Source organism: Bacillus sp. FSL R12-0074 (genome assembly GCF_038005725.1).
Lineage (GTDB): Bacteria > Bacillota > Bacilli > Bacillales > Bacillaceae_G > Bacillus_A > Bacillus_A mycoides.
In genome coordinates this window covers 461,773-477,591 of sequence record NZ_JBBOTR010000001.1, presented here as the reverse complement: position 1 = coordinate 477,591, position 15,819 = coordinate 461,773, and the positions used below count along the sequence as shown (strand labels likewise).

16 protein-coding genes are annotated in these 15,819 nt (G+C 35.5%); 3 read left to right on the top strand and 13 right to left on the bottom strand.

Annotation, left to right across the window (positions count from 1 at the left end; all coding sequences use genetic code 11):
• Positions 1-77 precede the first annotated feature (77 nt).
• From NSS97_RS02465 to nagE, 9 genes are all read right to left on the bottom strand, one after another.
• Positions 78-296, bottom strand: a complete 219-nt coding sequence (locus NSS97_RS02465; protein WP_107887833.1) for a hypothetical protein — start codon at positions 294-296, stop codon at positions 78-80.
• Positions 268-1,812 carry a glycosyltransferase gene (locus NSS97_RS02460; RefSeq protein ID WP_131929381.1) on the bottom strand — a complete coding sequence of 515 codons (1,545 nt, stop codon included), beginning with the start codon at positions 1,810-1,812 and terminating at the stop codon, positions 268-270. The genes NSS97_RS02465 and NSS97_RS02460 overlap by 29 nt, the downstream gene beginning before the upstream one ends.
• Positions 1,805-2,770: an NAD-dependent epimerase/dehydratase family protein gene (locus NSS97_RS02455; RefSeq protein ID WP_002140285.1), complete on the bottom strand. Its 966-nt coding sequence runs from the start codon at positions 2,768-2,770 to the stop codon at positions 1,805-1,807. The genes NSS97_RS02460 and NSS97_RS02455 overlap by 8 nt, the downstream gene beginning before the upstream one ends.
• Positions 2,767-4,011: a nucleotide sugar dehydrogenase gene (locus NSS97_RS02450; protein WP_012260272.1), complete on the bottom strand. Its 1,245-nt coding sequence runs from the start codon at positions 4,009-4,011 to the stop codon at positions 2,767-2,769. The genes NSS97_RS02455 and NSS97_RS02450 overlap by 4 nt, the downstream gene beginning before the upstream one ends.
• Positions 4,001-5,548: a glycosyltransferase family 2 protein gene (locus NSS97_RS02445; protein ID WP_341111434.1), complete on the bottom strand. Its 1,548-nt coding sequence runs from the start codon at positions 5,546-5,548 to the stop codon at positions 4,001-4,003. The genes NSS97_RS02450 and NSS97_RS02445 overlap by 11 nt, the downstream gene beginning before the upstream one ends.
• Before the next feature lie 13 nt (positions 5,549-5,561).
• Positions 5,562-5,756 carry a hypothetical protein gene (locus NSS97_RS02440; protein WP_002029614.1) on the bottom strand — a complete coding sequence of 65 codons (195 nt, stop codon included), beginning with the start codon at positions 5,754-5,756 and terminating at the stop codon, positions 5,562-5,564.
• A gap of 16 nt (positions 5,757-5,772) precedes the next feature.
• A complete protein-coding gene (locus tag NSS97_RS02435; RefSeq protein ID WP_002125041.1) occupies positions 5,773-6,174 on the bottom strand; it encodes a hypothetical protein in 402 nt (133 codons plus the stop codon).
• Between the two features lie 193 nt (positions 6,175-6,367).
• A complete protein-coding gene (locus NSS97_RS02430; protein ID WP_044444339.1) occupies positions 6,368-7,618 on the bottom strand; it encodes a serine hydrolase domain-containing protein in 1,251 nt (416 codons plus the stop codon).
• Between the two features lie 262 nt (positions 7,619-7,880).
• Positions 7,881-9,389: an N-acetylglucosamine-specific PTS transporter subunit IIBC gene (nagE, locus tag NSS97_RS02425; protein ID WP_044444338.1), complete on the bottom strand. Its 1,509-nt coding sequence runs from the start codon at positions 9,387-9,389 to the stop codon at positions 7,881-7,883.
• Positions 9,390-9,713: 324 nt separating this feature from the next.
• Between nagE and glsA the strand changes: the two genes are divergently transcribed.
• Both glsA and NSS97_RS02415 read left to right on the top strand, forming a co-directional pair.
• A complete protein-coding gene (gene glsA, locus NSS97_RS02420) occupies positions 9,714-10,643 on the top strand; it encodes a glutaminase A (RefSeq protein WP_060749412.1) in 930 nt (309 codons plus the stop codon).
• 174 nt (positions 10,644-10,817) lie between these two features.
• A complete protein-coding gene (locus NSS97_RS02415; protein ID WP_000766602.1) occupies positions 10,818-11,159 on the top strand; it encodes a DUF3969 family protein in 342 nt (113 codons plus the stop codon).
• Between the two features lie 22 nt (positions 11,160-11,181).
• On the opposite strand, the gene NSS97_RS02410 is transcribed toward NSS97_RS02415, so the two are convergent.
• A complete protein-coding gene (locus NSS97_RS02410; RefSeq protein ID WP_080743487.1) occupies positions 11,182-11,340 on the bottom strand; it encodes a hypothetical protein in 159 nt (52 codons plus the stop codon).
• Positions 11,341-11,455: 115 nt separating this feature from the next.
• Positions 11,456-12,067: a sporulation membrane protein YtaF gene (ytaF, locus tag NSS97_RS02405; RefSeq protein WP_341111427.1), complete on the bottom strand. Its 612-nt coding sequence runs from the start codon at positions 12,065-12,067 to the stop codon at positions 11,456-11,458.
• A gap of 137 nt (positions 12,068-12,204) precedes the next feature.
• On the opposite strand from ytaF, the gene NSS97_RS02400 reads away from it, so the two are divergent.
• Complete coding sequence (locus tag NSS97_RS02400; protein ID WP_002091151.1) at positions 12,205-12,858, top strand: helix-turn-helix domain-containing protein; 654 nt, start codon at positions 12,205-12,207, stop codon at positions 12,856-12,858.
• A 97-nt stretch (positions 12,859-12,955) separates the two neighbouring features.
• Here NSS97_RS02400 and NSS97_RS02395 read toward each other — a convergent pair whose 3' ends face one another.
• Positions 12,956-14,230 (bottom strand): acetylornithine deacetylase, encoded by a 1,275-nt coding sequence (locus NSS97_RS02395; RefSeq protein ID WP_107887829.1) that lies wholly within the window; start codon positions 14,228-14,230, stop codon positions 12,956-12,958.
• Between the two features lie 113 nt (positions 14,231-14,343).
• Complete coding sequence (locus tag NSS97_RS02390; RefSeq protein ID WP_107887828.1) at positions 14,344-15,765, bottom strand: amino acid permease; 1,422 nt, start codon at positions 15,763-15,765, stop codon at positions 14,344-14,346.
• Between the last annotated feature and the right edge of the window lie 54 nt (positions 15,766-15,819).

Below are 15,819 nucleotides of genomic sequence, written 5' to 3'. Positions count from 1 at the left end.
TTTTTTCGGAAGTGGATGAAATAGTTGTGACATGTTTGTGAAATATTGAGCAAACTACTACATACATAGTGTTAACCTCATATAAAACTCTTTATAATTAACCCTTTCTTTAATTGTATTTTTTTGGTATTCTTATATACGAGTCCTATTTTGTAATATAAGAACGATACCCATTGTAGAGCTGTAATACTCTTATCTCCTAATCTGTTATAGTTTTTATAACAGAGCAAAAAAGTGTACATACGTTGTACACTTTTTTTGTTACCACTATAAAACATCCCTTTTTCTATTTCCATCGTAAAATCCACCACGACTGTTTGTTAATGCAATTAATTGCTCTAATCCTTCTATATGATCACCAATAATTCGAAGGACAGCTGGAGGATGACCTATTTTTGCGAAATGTTCACTGGGACGAATACGGTTCATCTTATCAACATCGATACGACTTACACAAGCGATTTCAAAACCTGAAAGTACAGCTTTCACTTGTGCTACACAAGGTGACAATAATGATTTATACCCTATTTCCTTCAAACAAGTACGACTAAACGCATTAGGTACAGCAATAAGAGAGCCTACTCCTAAATCTTTTCTATCACAAGCTAAATTTAATGCATATTTAAATGCTGTTACAAGATGAAGTGGTACTCTCAAATCTAAATAATGATTTAAATCATTTAATGCGACATCCGTTCCATCTGCAATAGCTTTTGCAAAAGGATATAGCTCACTAGCTGGAATAACAAAATCACCGTCTATAAATAAAACAATTTCTCCTTTTGCAAAATAAGTTCCAAGCGAACGCCCCACATCGTTTCCAAGTGCTTCTTTATACACAATTGTTGTTGCTCCCTTGTCTTTTGCAATTGTTGCCGTTTTATCGGACGAACCATTTACAACAACGATGATTTCAAAAGGTTCAATTTTGCGAAGCTCTTCTATAACGTTTCCAATTGTTTTCTCTTCATTTTGCACAGGAATAATTACCGATAATTGCTCTCCTTTATACAAATTAGATGTAACGCCCCATCCTTGATAAAAATCTTCAAAATTTAGAGTATGATAGACACACTCTCTTTTCCTATTTCCATCATAATATCCTCCGCGCCCATCGCTGCCTAATATCCGCTCTGCTACAGCTTCTATATGATCACCTATCATTCGTTTTTCAGATTGAGAAAGATCCGTGCCATATGCAGCATGCTCGAATGGACGAAATTTATTTGGCGTAATAACGTCAATTGCACAATGACGACTAATTCTCCATTTACTTTGTGCTAGGCGTAGATGAGCCACAATAGGATTAACAAAACATTCGTCTCCAATACTTTGCACAACTTCCTTCGTCAGCGCATGAGGTACAGATAATAAAGAATCAATTTTTAATTCTTCACGCTCTAACATTGCATTTAATATTTGGCGCCATACTGTCACGGAGTGCGGTTTTTGTTTCTTTAAAAATAATGCGTCCAAATTATTTAAAACGATGTCCGCCTGATCATGTAAAATCGGATTAAGGAATAATTGTAATTTTGAAGTTTGAATAGCAAAATCTCCATCTACAAACAGTAATACATCACCTATCGCATGTTTTGCACCAACTGCGCGTCCAACGTCGTTACCAAGTGACTCTTTATGCTGGATTACTGTACATCCTAAGCTCTCAGCAGTCGCTTCTGTACCATCATTACAACCATTTGCTACTACAATAATCTCTACTGGATTCAATGGTTTTACCGATTGAACCACATCTGAAATCGTATCCACTTCATTACATACGGGAATAATAACTGATAACGACTTAGCCATTGTTTTCTTCACGAAACCATTTAATAGTTTCTTTCAATCCTTGTTCCCACGTTACTTTCGCTTGAAACTGAACGAGTTCTCTTAATTTCGTTACGTCTGGTCTTCTATTTGGAATCTCTTCAAATCCATGTGGATATACTTCCTCAAATGGAACGTGCACAATTTTGGAAATAGACTTCGTTAATTTTTTTATATCTTCCGCTACTACCCTTATATTTTTTTCATTCTCAGAACCTATATTAATAATTTCACCATTTACCTTCTCATCCATTGCACGAATTGTTGCCTCGACCGCATCACTTACATACGTAAAGCAGCGTGTCTGCTTTCCATCTCCATACACGAGAATATCGTCACCTTGCAAAGCCGCACGAATAAATCGTGGAATTACTCCTGCGTACGGACCATCTTTCGCTCTTGGACCATAAATATTAAAATAACGAACAATCGTTACAGGTAAACCTTCTAATGCGTACCCTAAACATAATGTTTCCTCTAACGTTTTACAAATTGCATAACTCCAACGTATTTTGGAAGTTGCACCGTATAAACGATCTCCTTCTTCAGAGAATGGCGGCTCTCCCTTTCCATATACTTCAGAAGTAGATGCAAATACTACTTTCTTCTTCCCTTTTAACGCTGCTTGTAAAATATTTCTCGTTCCATCGAAATTTGTTTCAATAAGCTCTACACTTTTTTCCATTGTAGTTTTGACTCCCAAAATTGCAGCTAAATGAAACACCACATCATGTTGATTCACTAATTCATAAATTGAATTTTTATCTAAAACGCTTATTGGAATAACCCGGAGCTCTTTCATTAACTCATTATGATATTTATTTTTTCCTTTATAGAAGTTATCCACAATAGTAACTTCATAACCTCTTTTCACCAACTCTTCAGCTAAATGCGAACCAATAAATCCTGCTCCACCTGTAATTAAACATTTTTCACTCATACACTCACCTTCTTTACGATTCCACGTGTATCTATTAATCGCTCAATCCCTTTAAAAAGATTCCAATCGATGCTAGAGTGATCCGTTACAATTAAAATACAATCTGCTTGTTTAATTCTTTGTTCATCTAATGGAACAGATTGATATAGTGTATCTCCAATTTTCGCTGTAGAAATATACGGATCATGATATTCTATCTTGTATCCTTCTTTTATTAATAATTGAATAATTGGCAACGCCGGTGATTCTCTCAAATCATTTACATCTTTCTTATATGCAATCCCTACTATTAAAACCGTTGCGGGTGATTGCACCACACCTTTTACTTTCCCGATTATTTTCGCTGGCATTTCTTCATTAATTACATGTGCTGCCTCAATTAATTGACTAATTGCTCCAGCCTTTCTTATTCTCCATTGAAAATATAAAGGATCTACCGGAATACAGTGTCCTCCTATTCCTGGTCCTGGCCAATACGGAGTAAATCCAAACGGTTTTGTAGATGCCGCTTCAAGCACCTCATAAAAATTAATATTCAAACTTTCACAAAGTATATTTAACTCATTTACTAATGAAATATTAACTAAGCGCTGAATATTTTCAAATAGCTTACACATCTCGGCCACTTTCGGAGAGCTAACTGGAACGACTACATCAAATATAGTGCTATACAAATCCTGTACTTTTTGTTTACACTGCTCGGTTTGTCCACTAATAACTTTTGGAATTGTTTCAACTGAATACTGGCTATTCGCTGGATCAATTCGCTCTGGAGAATACCCAATATAATAATCTTCTCCTACCTTTTTGCCTGTTTGAGAAATAATCGGAATGATAACTTCCTCCAGTGTACCTGGATATGTGGAGCTTTCAAAAATGAAGGTTTGTCCTTCTTGAAGGTGTTGTTGTATATAATGGGAGGCTGAAACGAGTGCACTTAAATCGGGTTCTTTATTCTCATTAATTGGCGTTGGCACAGTCACAATAACATACTCACTATTTTGGAACTCCGCAACACCTTTATCTGGTGTATTTACTATTAATTTTCTCTCGTTCAATAAATTTTGTAATACGTTAGAAGAAACATCAGGAATATAACTTTCTCCTTTAATTATTGATTCTATCTTCCTAGTATCTTTATCTAATCCAAGTACAGCATGTCCTCTTTCTGCAAAAAGGACCGCTAAAGGAAGGCCAACATATCCTAATCCAATAATGGTTACTTTACTACTAGCATTCATCTATATTCTCTTCTTCCCTTCTCAATTTTAGTATTATATCTCTATCCCTTTCTCCGTCTGTAAAACTCCCGCGCCCATTCGTATGTTGTAATAAATAAGCAATCGCCTCAAGCTGATCACCGAAAATACGATCAAATGCAGGAATTCTTCCATTTACAAACCCATGTTGCTCTGGACGTACTCGATTTGTTTTTATAACATCTACAAATTCCACTGCTGTAATAGAGCATTCTTCTAAAATAGCTTTCATTTGAGCTAATGGCGGAATGATAAGGGAATCATATCCAATTTTCTCTATTACCTTTTTATGCATAGCATGTGGCACTGCCGTTAATGAGTTGTTCCATAAATCTGGTCGTTTCGCTACCAAATTCACGAAATATTTCCCCATACTAATTGGATCTGCCGGGTGAAACATATCTAACAAACATTGCAAATCATTTAACGCCACATCATTTCCGTCTTCAATAGCATGCAAAAATGGAATTAGCTTTTTTGCCGGAATAGCAAAATCACCATCAACAAATAAACAAATATCTGCCGTAGCATGCATAGCCCCTATCGCTCGTGCTACATTATGTCCAAGTGCCTTCTCGAATTCAACTACAATAACATTCTCTAGCTTTGCTTGTTTAATTGTCTCGGCATCTGCTCCATTCGCAACAACTATAATTTCATCTACACCTGCCTTTTTCACTTCCTGTATGACAGATCTTATAGTCATTTTTTCTTCTGATACGGGTATAATAGCACTGTATTTCGCTTTTTCCTTTTGTAATAAAACTGGTTTATACTTCCCTATAAACTCTCTATCCCTGTTTCCCTCCGAAAAACCGCCACGTTTACCATATGTTTCGATTACGTATTGCAAAGCACACAAATGATCACCCATAATACGACTAGTCGCCTTCGGATAAGGAGAACCAGGTGATGTACCCATATGCACAGGACGAACCTTATTCGTGTGAATTACATCGACCGAAGCCATATCGGCAATATCTACTCCTCTAGACATCGCCATCGCTTGAAATAGTGCTGGATCTGCTAAATTCCACCACCCAAGATTCTCAATAACATCCCGATTCATCGCATGTGGAATTGCGATTAAAGAACCAACAACAAGCTCTTTTTTATTCAAATAACGATTCAACATGAATTTTCCAACTGTCGTATAGTGAGGTCTCATCTTTAAATAAACAGACCATGTTAAATTATTCACAACAATTTGATGCCCTTGCTGAACTCCTTTCACGAAACGTTGTAGCTCTTTACTCTCAATAACGATGTCACCATCTAAAAACAATACAATTTCACCTTTTGCTTCTCTAGCTCCAATTGCCCTTCCTACATCATTACCAAGAGAATGTTTATAATAAATTACATGGCAACTATGCTGTAATGCGACTTCATTCGTTCCATCTGTCGATCCATTATCTACTACAATAATTTCATACGGCTTCAGCTTCTCCACTTCTACTAAAACTTGTGATAAAGTACTTGCTTCATTATGCGCTGGAATAACAACTGATATTCTCATACTTGTATCACTCTTACCCTTCCAAGCGAACATAAGCAATAATAGGAATACGCACAAGTACATCTTCAGGTGGTCCATAAGAAGGAGATGTACGAACACTTACTGCCCCGTCCGTAACAGATAAAAGAATACCTGCAACAATTTCAACAGCTGTCACAACTTGCACTAATTCACCAACATGGTTACGCAATTCATCAGTAAATAACATATATAAGTCTCCTTTCTTACACTTCTTTCATTGATATAATACTTGTAAATGGTAATAAAACTTCAGTTCCTATTCCTTCTTGCAGCGTTAAAAAATCGTCACCAACTGCTACAATAACACCTATTAACTGTCCAACTGTCACAGTAATTTCTACGTTTTTACCTAAATATTGCTTTGCAATTTCCTTAAAAGGTGATGTATTGCATTCTTTTAAAATGTTACAAATAATAGATTGAAATTGACTTGATTCTATAAACTCTTCCGTAGCTTGCTTAGAATTTCTTTGAATAAATCTCGCAAAGTTTTGTGAAAATAAAAGTCGTTCCACAGCAGGCAGTAACTTGTCATCTAAAAAATAGCCTAATTGTCTATTAAACAGTCTGGATAATTTATGCCAATATTTTCTGAACAGACACATATGCTTCTCCTCCTATTATTTTTAAAGTATAAAAATTTACATCCATACATCTTAATGTATACAAAACGGCTTTTTTTGTGATAGGTAAGACATACATTTTATAGAACATATTCATTATTTTTGTATTATATTAAGTAATAATTGTAGATATATTTCCTGAGCATGAAAAAAGACTATCCAAAAGGATAGCCTCTTACACTTCAATATTCCGCAACATCGTATAAATGTCGTTATTCACTTTACCAAATGATTTAATGTTATTTTGAATGTTAGATAATAAAACCACATATACACTACCATTTTTACTAAAACCATTTAAGCAATTCCAACCTGGCATTACACCGTGATTTGAATAGCTTCCTGGATCTACATACCAGCCAAATCCATAATCCTTTTTCACGGCTGTAAACATTTGATTATAACTCTCTTTTGAAATTAATTTTCCAGAAAAGAGTGCTTCATTAAATAAATATAAATCATGCGCGCTCGTATATATATCACCACAACCATATAGTTGTGACATGCTCGGAATATTAGGTGTTGTCATATTGTTATTCACTATTTTATAACCCGTTGATGGGAATCTTGTTTGTTCCAACGCTGTACCGAAACCAGATTGTTTCATACCCGCAGTCGCAAAAATATGTTGTTTTATATATTCTTCGAGCGACTGTCCACTTACCTTCTCAGCAATGTAAGCAAGTATAGAGTAGTTCGAATCGGAATACTTCCATTTCTCTCCTGGAATCCCGATACGCTTTTGATTTCCTATCCGCTTTATCAGTTCTTCACGAGAAATATCCTCTTTTCCCTGCTCATATTCCGGAATGCCTGATGTATGTGTTAATAGATGTTTTAACTGAATGCTATTACCTTGAGGAAAGTCTGGAATATACTTTGCAACTGTATCCTCTACTTGTAACTTATTTTGATCTTTGAGTTGCATAATAGCAGTCGCCACAAATGCTTTTGAAATAGAACCAATATAAAAGGTCGTCTCTGAATTATTCGGCACTTGCTTCTCTTTATTAGCCATGCCGTATCCTTTATTCACAAGAACTTTCCCATTCTTCACAATAACAGCTGTCCCACTAAATCCCATGCTCTGTAAATATTGATCCAATTGAGCGTTTTCATTAATTTCTTGAGGCGGTCCCTCAGCAGGTTTCTCTATAACTTGCGCCTGTTTTATCTGTTCTTCCTGTTCTTTTTGTTTTCTTTGTTTCTCAGCTTCTTGCCTTTTCACTTCTTCTATCTTTTTTATCTCTTCTTGCTTCTTCATTTCTGCTGCTGCTTTTAAAGTTTCCTCTTTTTTATTATGCGCAACAATTTTTGTATACATGAAATATACAAGTGACAGTAGTAGGGCTAGAATGATTGTTCTTTTTATGTATACAATCGACCGATTTGCTTTCCCATTAACAGTATTTTTTTCCTGATCCATGATTACCTTTTTCCCCTTATTTACCGATAATTTAATTCATCTACACAAGACTTATTTCAAATCATTTCCGCAGATTATGGACACTCCATTTTATGTCATCACTACTGTATCACGCACCGAACATATTACCAACCTATATGTTCAAAAAAGAAAAAGAAAATTTATAAAAGTAAGATTCCCTTTAAAAAATTAACAAAAAAAGAGGATATCCTGTAAAAGACTGTTGTTATCAATCTTTTTGGATATCCTCTTATCTAACTATTTACACGTGTTTTTTCATATCATCGGCAACAGATTCAACATTTGTACCTACGATAACTTGTACACTTGTGTTACTTAATTTCATAACGCCTTTTGCACCTGCGCGTTTTAATGCTGGTTCATTTACTAAACCTGCATCTTTCACTTGTAAGCGTAAACGCGTTGCACAGTTATCAATAACTGTTAAGTTTTCTTTTCCGCCTAAAGCTGCTACGTAAGTTTCACCAATTGAACCTGCAACTGGTGCATCACCCTCTTCAGCTAACTCATCTTCATCTTCATCTTCACGACCAGGAGTTTTCAAGTCGAACTTCTTAATTAAGAAGTAGAATACTACGAAGTAAATTGCTGCGTAAATTAAACCGATTCCTGCTAGTAACACTGGTTTTGTTGCAATACCAAAGTTTAAGAAGTAATCAATTGCACCGGCACTAAATGTGAAACCATCGTGAATGCCAAGTGATGTTGTTACGAATAAAGATATACCTGTTAACACGGCATGAATACCATATAATAATGGTGATAAGAACATGAATGAGAATTCAATAGGTTCTGTAATACCAGTTAAGAATGAAGTTAATGCTAGGCCACCTAACATACCTGTAACCATTTTACGTTTTTCTGGTTTAGCAGCTGCAATCATTGCGAAACATGCTGCTGGTAAACCGAACATCATAACTGGGAAGAAACCAGTCATAAACATACCTGCTGTTTTGTCCCCTGCAAGGAAACGAGCGATATCACCATTTACAACATTACCTGCTGCATTTGTAAAGTCACCAAATACGAACCAGAAGTATGTGTTCATTACGTGGTGTAAACCAATTGGGATTAATAGACGGTTTAATAGACCGAATAGACCTGAACCAACTGCACCTAAATTAACAATTCCATGAGCTAATGCATCGATACCATTTTGAATTGCTGGCCAAATTTGTGCGAATAGAATTCCTAATATTAGCATTACAACCGATGTAACAATCGGAACGAAACGTTTTCCAGCAAAGAAACCTAACCATTCTGGAAGTTTAATTTTATGGAATTTATTATAAAGGAATCCTGCTATAACACCGACAATAATACCACCTAAAACTTTCATATCCACTTTAGTCGATAATTCGGCTGCTTTAGATACTTGTGTCATTGTATCTGCAAGCTTAGATGGATCTACATTTGCGCTATTACCTATTAAATCTTGAACTTTACCTAATTTATCTTGTAATTCTGCAGCAGAATATCCCTTACTAAGTGCATCAATACTGTTTTTCATAACCAGATAACCAATTGCACCTGCAAGACCTGCGGCACCACTACCATCAACTGAAAGACCGATTGCAATACCGATTGCAAAAATAAGTGCTAAATTATCAAAAACAGCTGCACCGGCCTGTGCCATAACAGGAATATCAAATACATCTGGTTGCCCTAAACGAAGCAATAATCCTGCTGCTGGTAGCACTGCGATTGGAAGCATTAACGCTTTACCAATACGTTGTAAAAACTGCAACATTTTAATTCCCCCTATCAAATTTATGAAATCGTTATCATTATAAGTACGCCTTAGAAAACGCTTTCTATTTACATAACCATAATAACATATAGTTGTATAGATGTGTAGTTTTTATTTCCGAACTTTTTATGGATAAATCTCCTATTTCCAAACTGTTATATAAAAGGAAAATTTTCCTTTTATAACATGGAATAATCGAAACTGAAGACTCACTATAGGACATTCAACTTTCGTTTTATCATTCCACTTTTTCATGTTATTATTTATTTCCGAGCATATCGGGAAAAGTAAACTTAGTTAATTCGAAATAGGAGCGTTGGTACTATGCAGTGCATTGAAACAAACAACTTACAGCAGTTGTTAGAACAAGTAAAACCATATACGAAAAAAGGAAAACTTGCTACTTATATCCCCGAACTAGGAAATGCAAATCCAAATGATCTAGGGATTGCCATTTTCCATAAAGAAACAGAATATATCCATGCTGGTAACTCACAAACACTATTTACTCTTCAAAGTATTTCTAAAGTAATTACACTTGCTCTTTCCCTTTTAGACCGTGGTGAAGAATATGTATTTTCTAAGGTTGGAATGGAACCAACTGGTGACCCATTTAATTCTATTATTAAGCTTGAAACGACAAGTTCTTCCAAGCCTCTTAATCCAATGATTAATGCGGGTGCATTAGCTATTACAAGTATGCTAGCTGGTAATGATAACGAGGAGAAGATGGAACGCATTCTTCAATTTGTGCGTGATATAACAGACAATCCTACTATTAGTTATTCTTCTAAAGTTGCCACTTCTGAATTAGAAACAGCTTACTTAAACCGTTCACTTTGTTACTATATGAAACAAAATGGCATCATCGATAACGATATTGAAGAACTTATGGATTTATATACGCGTCAATGTGCAATTGAGGTTAACTGTATCGACCTAGCACGTATTGGTTTAATCTTTGCAATGGATGGATATGATCCTTATAAAAAGAAACAGATCATCCCTAAACATATTACGAAAATTTGTAAAACATTTATGGTTACTTGCGGGATGTATAATGAATCTGGTGAATTTGCAATTCGTGTTGGAATCCCTGCAAAAAGTGGTGTAGCGGGCGGCATTTTCGGCTGCGTAAAAGGCGAAATGGGAATCGGTATTTTCGGACCAGCTTTAGATGCAAACGGAAATAGTATCGCTGGTTTTAAAATTCTTGAATTACTTTCTGCCCAAGAAGGTTGGAGTATGTTTTAATTTAGAAGTTATCCTGCTATATTGGCAGGATTTTTTATTTCACAAAAAATCCGTTCTACTAGGCATCAACACAATTCAAAAAAACAGTAATAAAAGTTCTCTTTATTATGCATATTTGCTCCCCCCTCCTGAATAATATAGTACAACCTAACGCTATATGTGGAGGTGTAAAAGATGAAACTGATATTTCAAATGGAAAAACAACCTGTTCTTGAAAAAACAATTCTTCTTTTTATATTGAGTATTGTAGAAAGCTTGAAGTTAAAAGTTGTTTCACTCGATGAAGCTCACCGATACATATTCAATTTAGAGGTGCTTGAATTATTAATGGATCGGAACATCGATGATCAAGTACTAGAGCTTATTCATTTCGGAATGGGACTTGAAGACATTCATCATGTGCTTCCTGAAGAACTTGAGCATACTATCGAAGAATTAAAGTGGCTTTGTATCCAAGTATTAAGTGAGTACAGTATGCATGAAGAATCGGAACAATTAATTGAAGATATACGTTAAAAAAGCACCTATGTAGGTGCTTTTAATGTTTTTTTAAACTATTTTTATACGTTTCAATATTAACAGGTAATTCTTCCTCTTCTAATGTATGCTCATTTACATCTTTATGAATATGAGCACCTTTAGGCGGTTGATGATCATGCCCTTTTTTCTTATGATCAAATGCTTTCCCACGTCCCATACGGATCCCCCTTTCTTTAAAAGAAATCAGTATTAGTATGAAGAAAAGTATGTCGATATATGCAATCCCTTACCAAATTTCCAAGGAAATACTCGAACATTGTATTCTATTCTTCTTACAACAATTGATCAATTCCAATAAGAATTAATAACACACCTGCAATTATAGTTGCCCATTTCCCTAAGTATTCAGCTAAAAATCTTTTACCAACATACGTAAAACCACTAATACAAATAAAACTAAAAACTCCAGAAATACATGCCGTAAGCCAAAGATTTAAATTTGTTACTCCAGCATCAAATCCACCTGCAATATTGTTTATGGACAATGCAACTCCTAAAACAATTGCTTCAGAAAAACTAATTGTTTTAGAACCATCAAAATCTGCTTTTTCTGGATTACGTAAAACCCCCATAAGTACACTACTATCTTTAGATTCTACGGTATCTTTTTGACTCAAGAAAGGCTGACATAAAATAAACACCCCGATTATTCCTAAAACGATTGCTCCAATAATGTTTGCTGTGAACTCTGAAATAAATAATGCGATCCAATTCCCAAAGAATCCAGCTAGTAAAGTAAATAAAAATCCAAAAAATGCGATGATAAAATTGTTAAGCCACGAAATTCGAATTTTACGAATGCCATATGCAATCCCAACACCTGCATTATCTAAATTAGACGCAATCCCGATTAAAAAAATTGAAAATAAACCTGCCGTACTCATCGTACAGTCACCCCTTTTCTCACTTTTCATTGCATATTATGAAAATGTTGAGCAACTGTGCCTGTCTGTTTCATATACTTGTAATAAATGCTCAACATTTTTTCAACGATAGACAATAGAAAAGGAGTGCCTACATTATGCCCAATGAAAATCCAAATGAGCGGCTCGGTAAATTAATAAAGAAACTGTTAAAGGAGCGTGCTCTATCTATGCGCCAACTAGGAACACTTACAAATATTGATCCTGCAACAATTTCAAGAATAATTAATGGCAAACAACAACCGAAGCAAAACCATTTACAAAAATTCGCAAACTGTCTACAAGTTCCACCGCAATTATTACTTGATGAAATGTACCCTGACTCTCCACACATAAATAAGGAAAAAGCAGATATGTACACATCTCTCGATACAATTCAACAAACATTACAATCCTCTAACCTATTCGACTTCGAATACACAACAACTCGTGTAAAACAAGAACTTGAAAATTACGAGCGCTATGCTCAAACTACTGAAGGCGAAAAGCGTATTCACGAGAGTTTCAAAAGTAAAATAGAACAAATTGATAGTGCTGGTCCTTTCATTGAGCAATTAACAAATATGTACCAACAATTTTGTACAGAAACCATTTCAACCGAAGAGCGTGCAATTATTGGGGGTGCCTTACTATATTTCATTTTATCAACAGACATTATCCCCGATTATCTTTTTCCAATCGGCTATTTAGATGATGCGATTGCCGTTGAATTAGCTAAAGAGAAATTAATTGAAATAAAACGAAAAACATAGAAAAATAAAGAACTATTTCAGTTGTTTATGTTCAACTCTGAAATAGTTCACTAAAAAAGCGTACAAGTACATACCTGTACAATTTCAATATACTAATCTATTTTTTTGTATGACACCATTCATATATGAACGCTGTTATTACTTTTGTAAATTCAATTAACTGCTCAACTTCAACTTTCTCATTTATTGAATGAGCTTCTTCTAATGTACCTGGTCCGTAAATAACAGCTGGAATGTTAAACTCACTAAACCATCCGCCATCAGTTACCGTTGCTGACATATTTAAAATTGCATTTTTAGATAAAATAGATTCATGTACTGAACTTAGCGTTTTTACAGCAACATGTTCGCTATCTACTTCTAAAGATGGAAAAATTTCGCCACGATCCACAATCATTGATTCTCCGCCCCACTTAAATTGTGGTGGGTTCTCTCTTAACCATGGATCTGCTGCTGCCACTTTTCCTAAATACTCTTCTATTTCTTCTATTATTTGTTCATGCGTTTCATTTGGATAAAAATGTACGGTTATCCACAATCGGCACTCATCCGCAATAAATGCCGCATGACGTCCTCCTTCAATAACAGCTGGATTAATTGTTGTTGTTCCAGATGGATAGCCTTCATATGTTTTCATGACTGCCCAATGACGCTCTAATTCTTGTAAGCTTTGGACAATCTTCATCATTTTCTCAATCGCACTCGCTCCAAATAGACGTCCTCCAGCATGGATCATTTGTCTACGTGTTGCATCATGAAACGTTTGTGGGCTTTTCACTGTAATCCATCCAGTAATTACGCCGCCCTGCCCTTGCATATGTAAATTACTTGTATCAACTACTACTGCAAAATCAGCATCGTAACCACGTTTACAGCATTGAAGTGTCCCTGCTTCTCCTACTTCTTCGCCAATTACCGATTGAAAAATTAAATCCCCAGGTAATTCAATCCCCGCTTCTTCTAAAAGTTGAATAGCAAATAAGGCTCCAGCTAGTCCACCTTTCATATCTGCCGCACCTCTCCCAACTAACCAACCATCTTTTATAAACGGCTCAAACGGATTTGTTTCCCACGGTTCGTCCTTTGATACTTCTGCAACATCTATATGTCCATTAATAATGAGACTTTTATGTGACTCACTTGCTGTCCCTTTTTTCACTCCAACAACATTCGGATCATTCGGATATACATCCCACTTATCAATACTAAAATTTCGTTTTTTTAGAAACTCTGCAACAAATTCTTGCGCCTCATTTGTATTTCTTGCTGGTGGTGCTGGTGTTTCAAAACGAATTAAAGTTTTTGTAAGTTCTAGTAGCTCCTCTTTTCGTAAATCAATCTGTTCTAATAGCTGTGAAACTTCTTGATTCATTGCTAATTCCCCTTTGCATACGTAGTATGTTTCCAGCTTTATTTTTACAAAAAAAGAGACTGTTTACAATTCTACAGTCTCTAAATTCCTTGTTATTATAAATTCAATTTCAACTATAAACTTTCTAATTCTGTTGTATTCATCTTTTCGATATGTTCTATTTTACTTTTCTTACTTCTTGTAGCACGGTAAAACAGTAAACAAACGATCATAAATGGAATACCACAATATAATGCCATTCTTTGTTCTGGAATAAAAGCCATAGCTACAATTACTGTTAAATTTAATACTAAAGCAAGAATTGGAACAAATGGATACAGTGGTGTTTTAAATTTCAAATCCTTAATATCTCCCCCTTGCTTCACGTATGTCCTTCTAGCTAATAGGTTAGATAAAGCAATAGATGCCCAAACTAATATCGCTCCAAACCCAGCAATAGAAAGAAGCCATAAATAAACTGTATCTTCCGCATAAATACCTGATAGTAATGAGAGACACCCTACAAACGTACTTACAATCAATGCATAAATAGGAACACCGTTTTTAGATAATTTACCAAAAATCGGGCTAATCATTCCTTGATTAGACATCGACCATAGCATACGGGAAGTTGCATATAATCCTGAATTCGCAACTGATAGTACAGCTGTAATAATAACGAAATTTATAATATCAGCCGCATAAGGGATACCAATTTTATCAAATACAACTACGAATGGACTTTCTATCACGCCTGCTTGCTGCCAAGGAAATAGTCCCGCAAGAATAAAAATAGATAGTACAAAGAAAATAAGTATGCGCCAAACTGTATTATTAATTGCCTTCGGGATAGTTTTCTCTGGATTTTCACTCTCACCAGCTGCAATACCAACTAGTTCTGTTCCTTGGAAGGAAAAATTAACTGCAATCATCGTAACTAAAATGGCTGATAATCCATTTGGGAACAATCCACCATAATCAGTAAAGCTAGAAAACATCGGCGCTGGTTCATTTCCTTTCATATCTAGAAAACCAAACATTGCTGCCCCGCCCAAAATAATAAATGCAATGATTGTAATTACTTTAATACTTGCAAACCAGAATTCAACTTCCGCAAAACTTCTTGAAGATAACGCATTAATAGCAAAGAGCAATACGGCAAACACTACGCACCAAATCCATGATGATACATCTGGAAACCAACGTTTCATTAATATACTAACTGCAATTAATTCAATGCCTATCGTAGCCGTCCAGTTTAGCCACGACATCCATCCCACTACATAACCCGCTGCAGGTGAAATATGTTTTGTAGCATATGTTTGATACGACCCTGCATCAGGCATCGCAACCGCTAACTCTCCAAGACAGAGCATCGTTAAATACATAACAAATCCACCGACAAGATACGCTACAATCGCTCCTCCAGGTCCAGCTTCATGAATTGTATAACTGGATCCTAAAAAAAGCCCAGTACCAATAACCCCTCCGAGTGCAATCATAAATATGTGCCGACTTTTCAATTCTCTTTTTAATCCCTGGTTTTGATCCATCATATAAATCCCCCCTTTTCACTTTGCAAACCCATTTAATGTAAGCGTTTTTAAAAT

Excerpts from the sequence above, each read along its gene's own strand:
- NSS97_RS02430 (WP_044444339.1), bottom strand. The coding sequence starts at position 7,618 with ATGGATCAGGAAAAAAATACTGTTAATGGGAAAGCAAATCGGTCGATT.
- NSS97_RS02460 (WP_131929381.1), bottom strand. The coding sequence starts at position 1,812 with ATGGCTAAGTCGTTATCAGTTATTATTCCCGTATGTAATGAAGTGGAT.
- NSS97_RS02465 (WP_107887833.1), bottom strand. The coding sequence starts at position 296 with ATGGAAATAGAAAAAGGGATGTTTTATAGTGGTAACAAAAAAAGTGTA.
- NSS97_RS02410 (WP_080743487.1), bottom strand. The coding sequence starts at position 11,340 with ATGGGACGTGGGAAAGCATTTGATCATAAGAAAAAAGGGCATGATCAT.
- NSS97_RS02435 (WP_002125041.1), bottom strand. The coding sequence starts at position 6,174 with ATGTGTCTGTTCAGAAAATATTGGCATAAATTATCCAGACTGTTTAAT.
- nagE (WP_044444338.1), bottom strand. The coding sequence starts at position 9,389 with ATGTTGCAGTTTTTACAACGTATTGGTAAAGCGTTAATGCTTCCAATC.
- NSS97_RS02455 (WP_002140285.1), bottom strand. The coding sequence starts at position 2,770 with ATGAGTGAAAAATGTTTAATTACAGGTGGAGCAGGATTTATTGGTTCG.
- NSS97_RS02390 (WP_107887828.1), bottom strand. The coding sequence starts at position 15,765 with ATGATGGATCAAAACCAGGGATTAAAAAGAGAATTGAAAAGTCGGCAC.
- NSS97_RS02395 (WP_107887829.1), bottom strand. The coding sequence starts at position 14,230 with ATGAATCAAGAAGTTTCACAGCTATTAGAACAGATTGATTTACGAAAA.
- NSS97_RS02445 (WP_341111434.1), bottom strand. The coding sequence starts at position 5,548 with ATGAGAATATCAGTTGTTATTCCAGCGCATAATGAAGCAAGTACTTTA.
- NSS97_RS02400 (WP_002091151.1), top strand. The coding sequence starts at position 12,205 with ATGCCCAATGAAAATCCAAATGAGCGGCTCGGTAAATTAATAAAGAAA.
- NSS97_RS02440 (WP_002029614.1), bottom strand. The coding sequence starts at position 5,756 with ATGTTATTTACTGATGAATTGCGTAACCATGTTGGTGAATTAGTGCAA.
- NSS97_RS02415 (WP_000766602.1), top strand. The coding sequence starts at position 10,818 with ATGAAACTGATATTTCAAATGGAAAAACAACCTGTTCTTGAAAAAACA.
- ytaF (WP_341111427.1), bottom strand. The coding sequence starts at position 12,067 with ATGAGTACGGCAGGTTTATTTTCAATTTTTTTAATCGGGATTGCGTCT.
- glsA (WP_060749412.1), top strand. The coding sequence starts at position 9,714 with ATGCAGTGCATTGAAACAAACAACTTACAGCAGTTGTTAGAACAAGTA.
- NSS97_RS02450 (WP_012260272.1), bottom strand. The coding sequence starts at position 4,011 with ATGAATGCTAGTAGTAAAGTAACCATTATTGGATTAGGATATGTTGGC.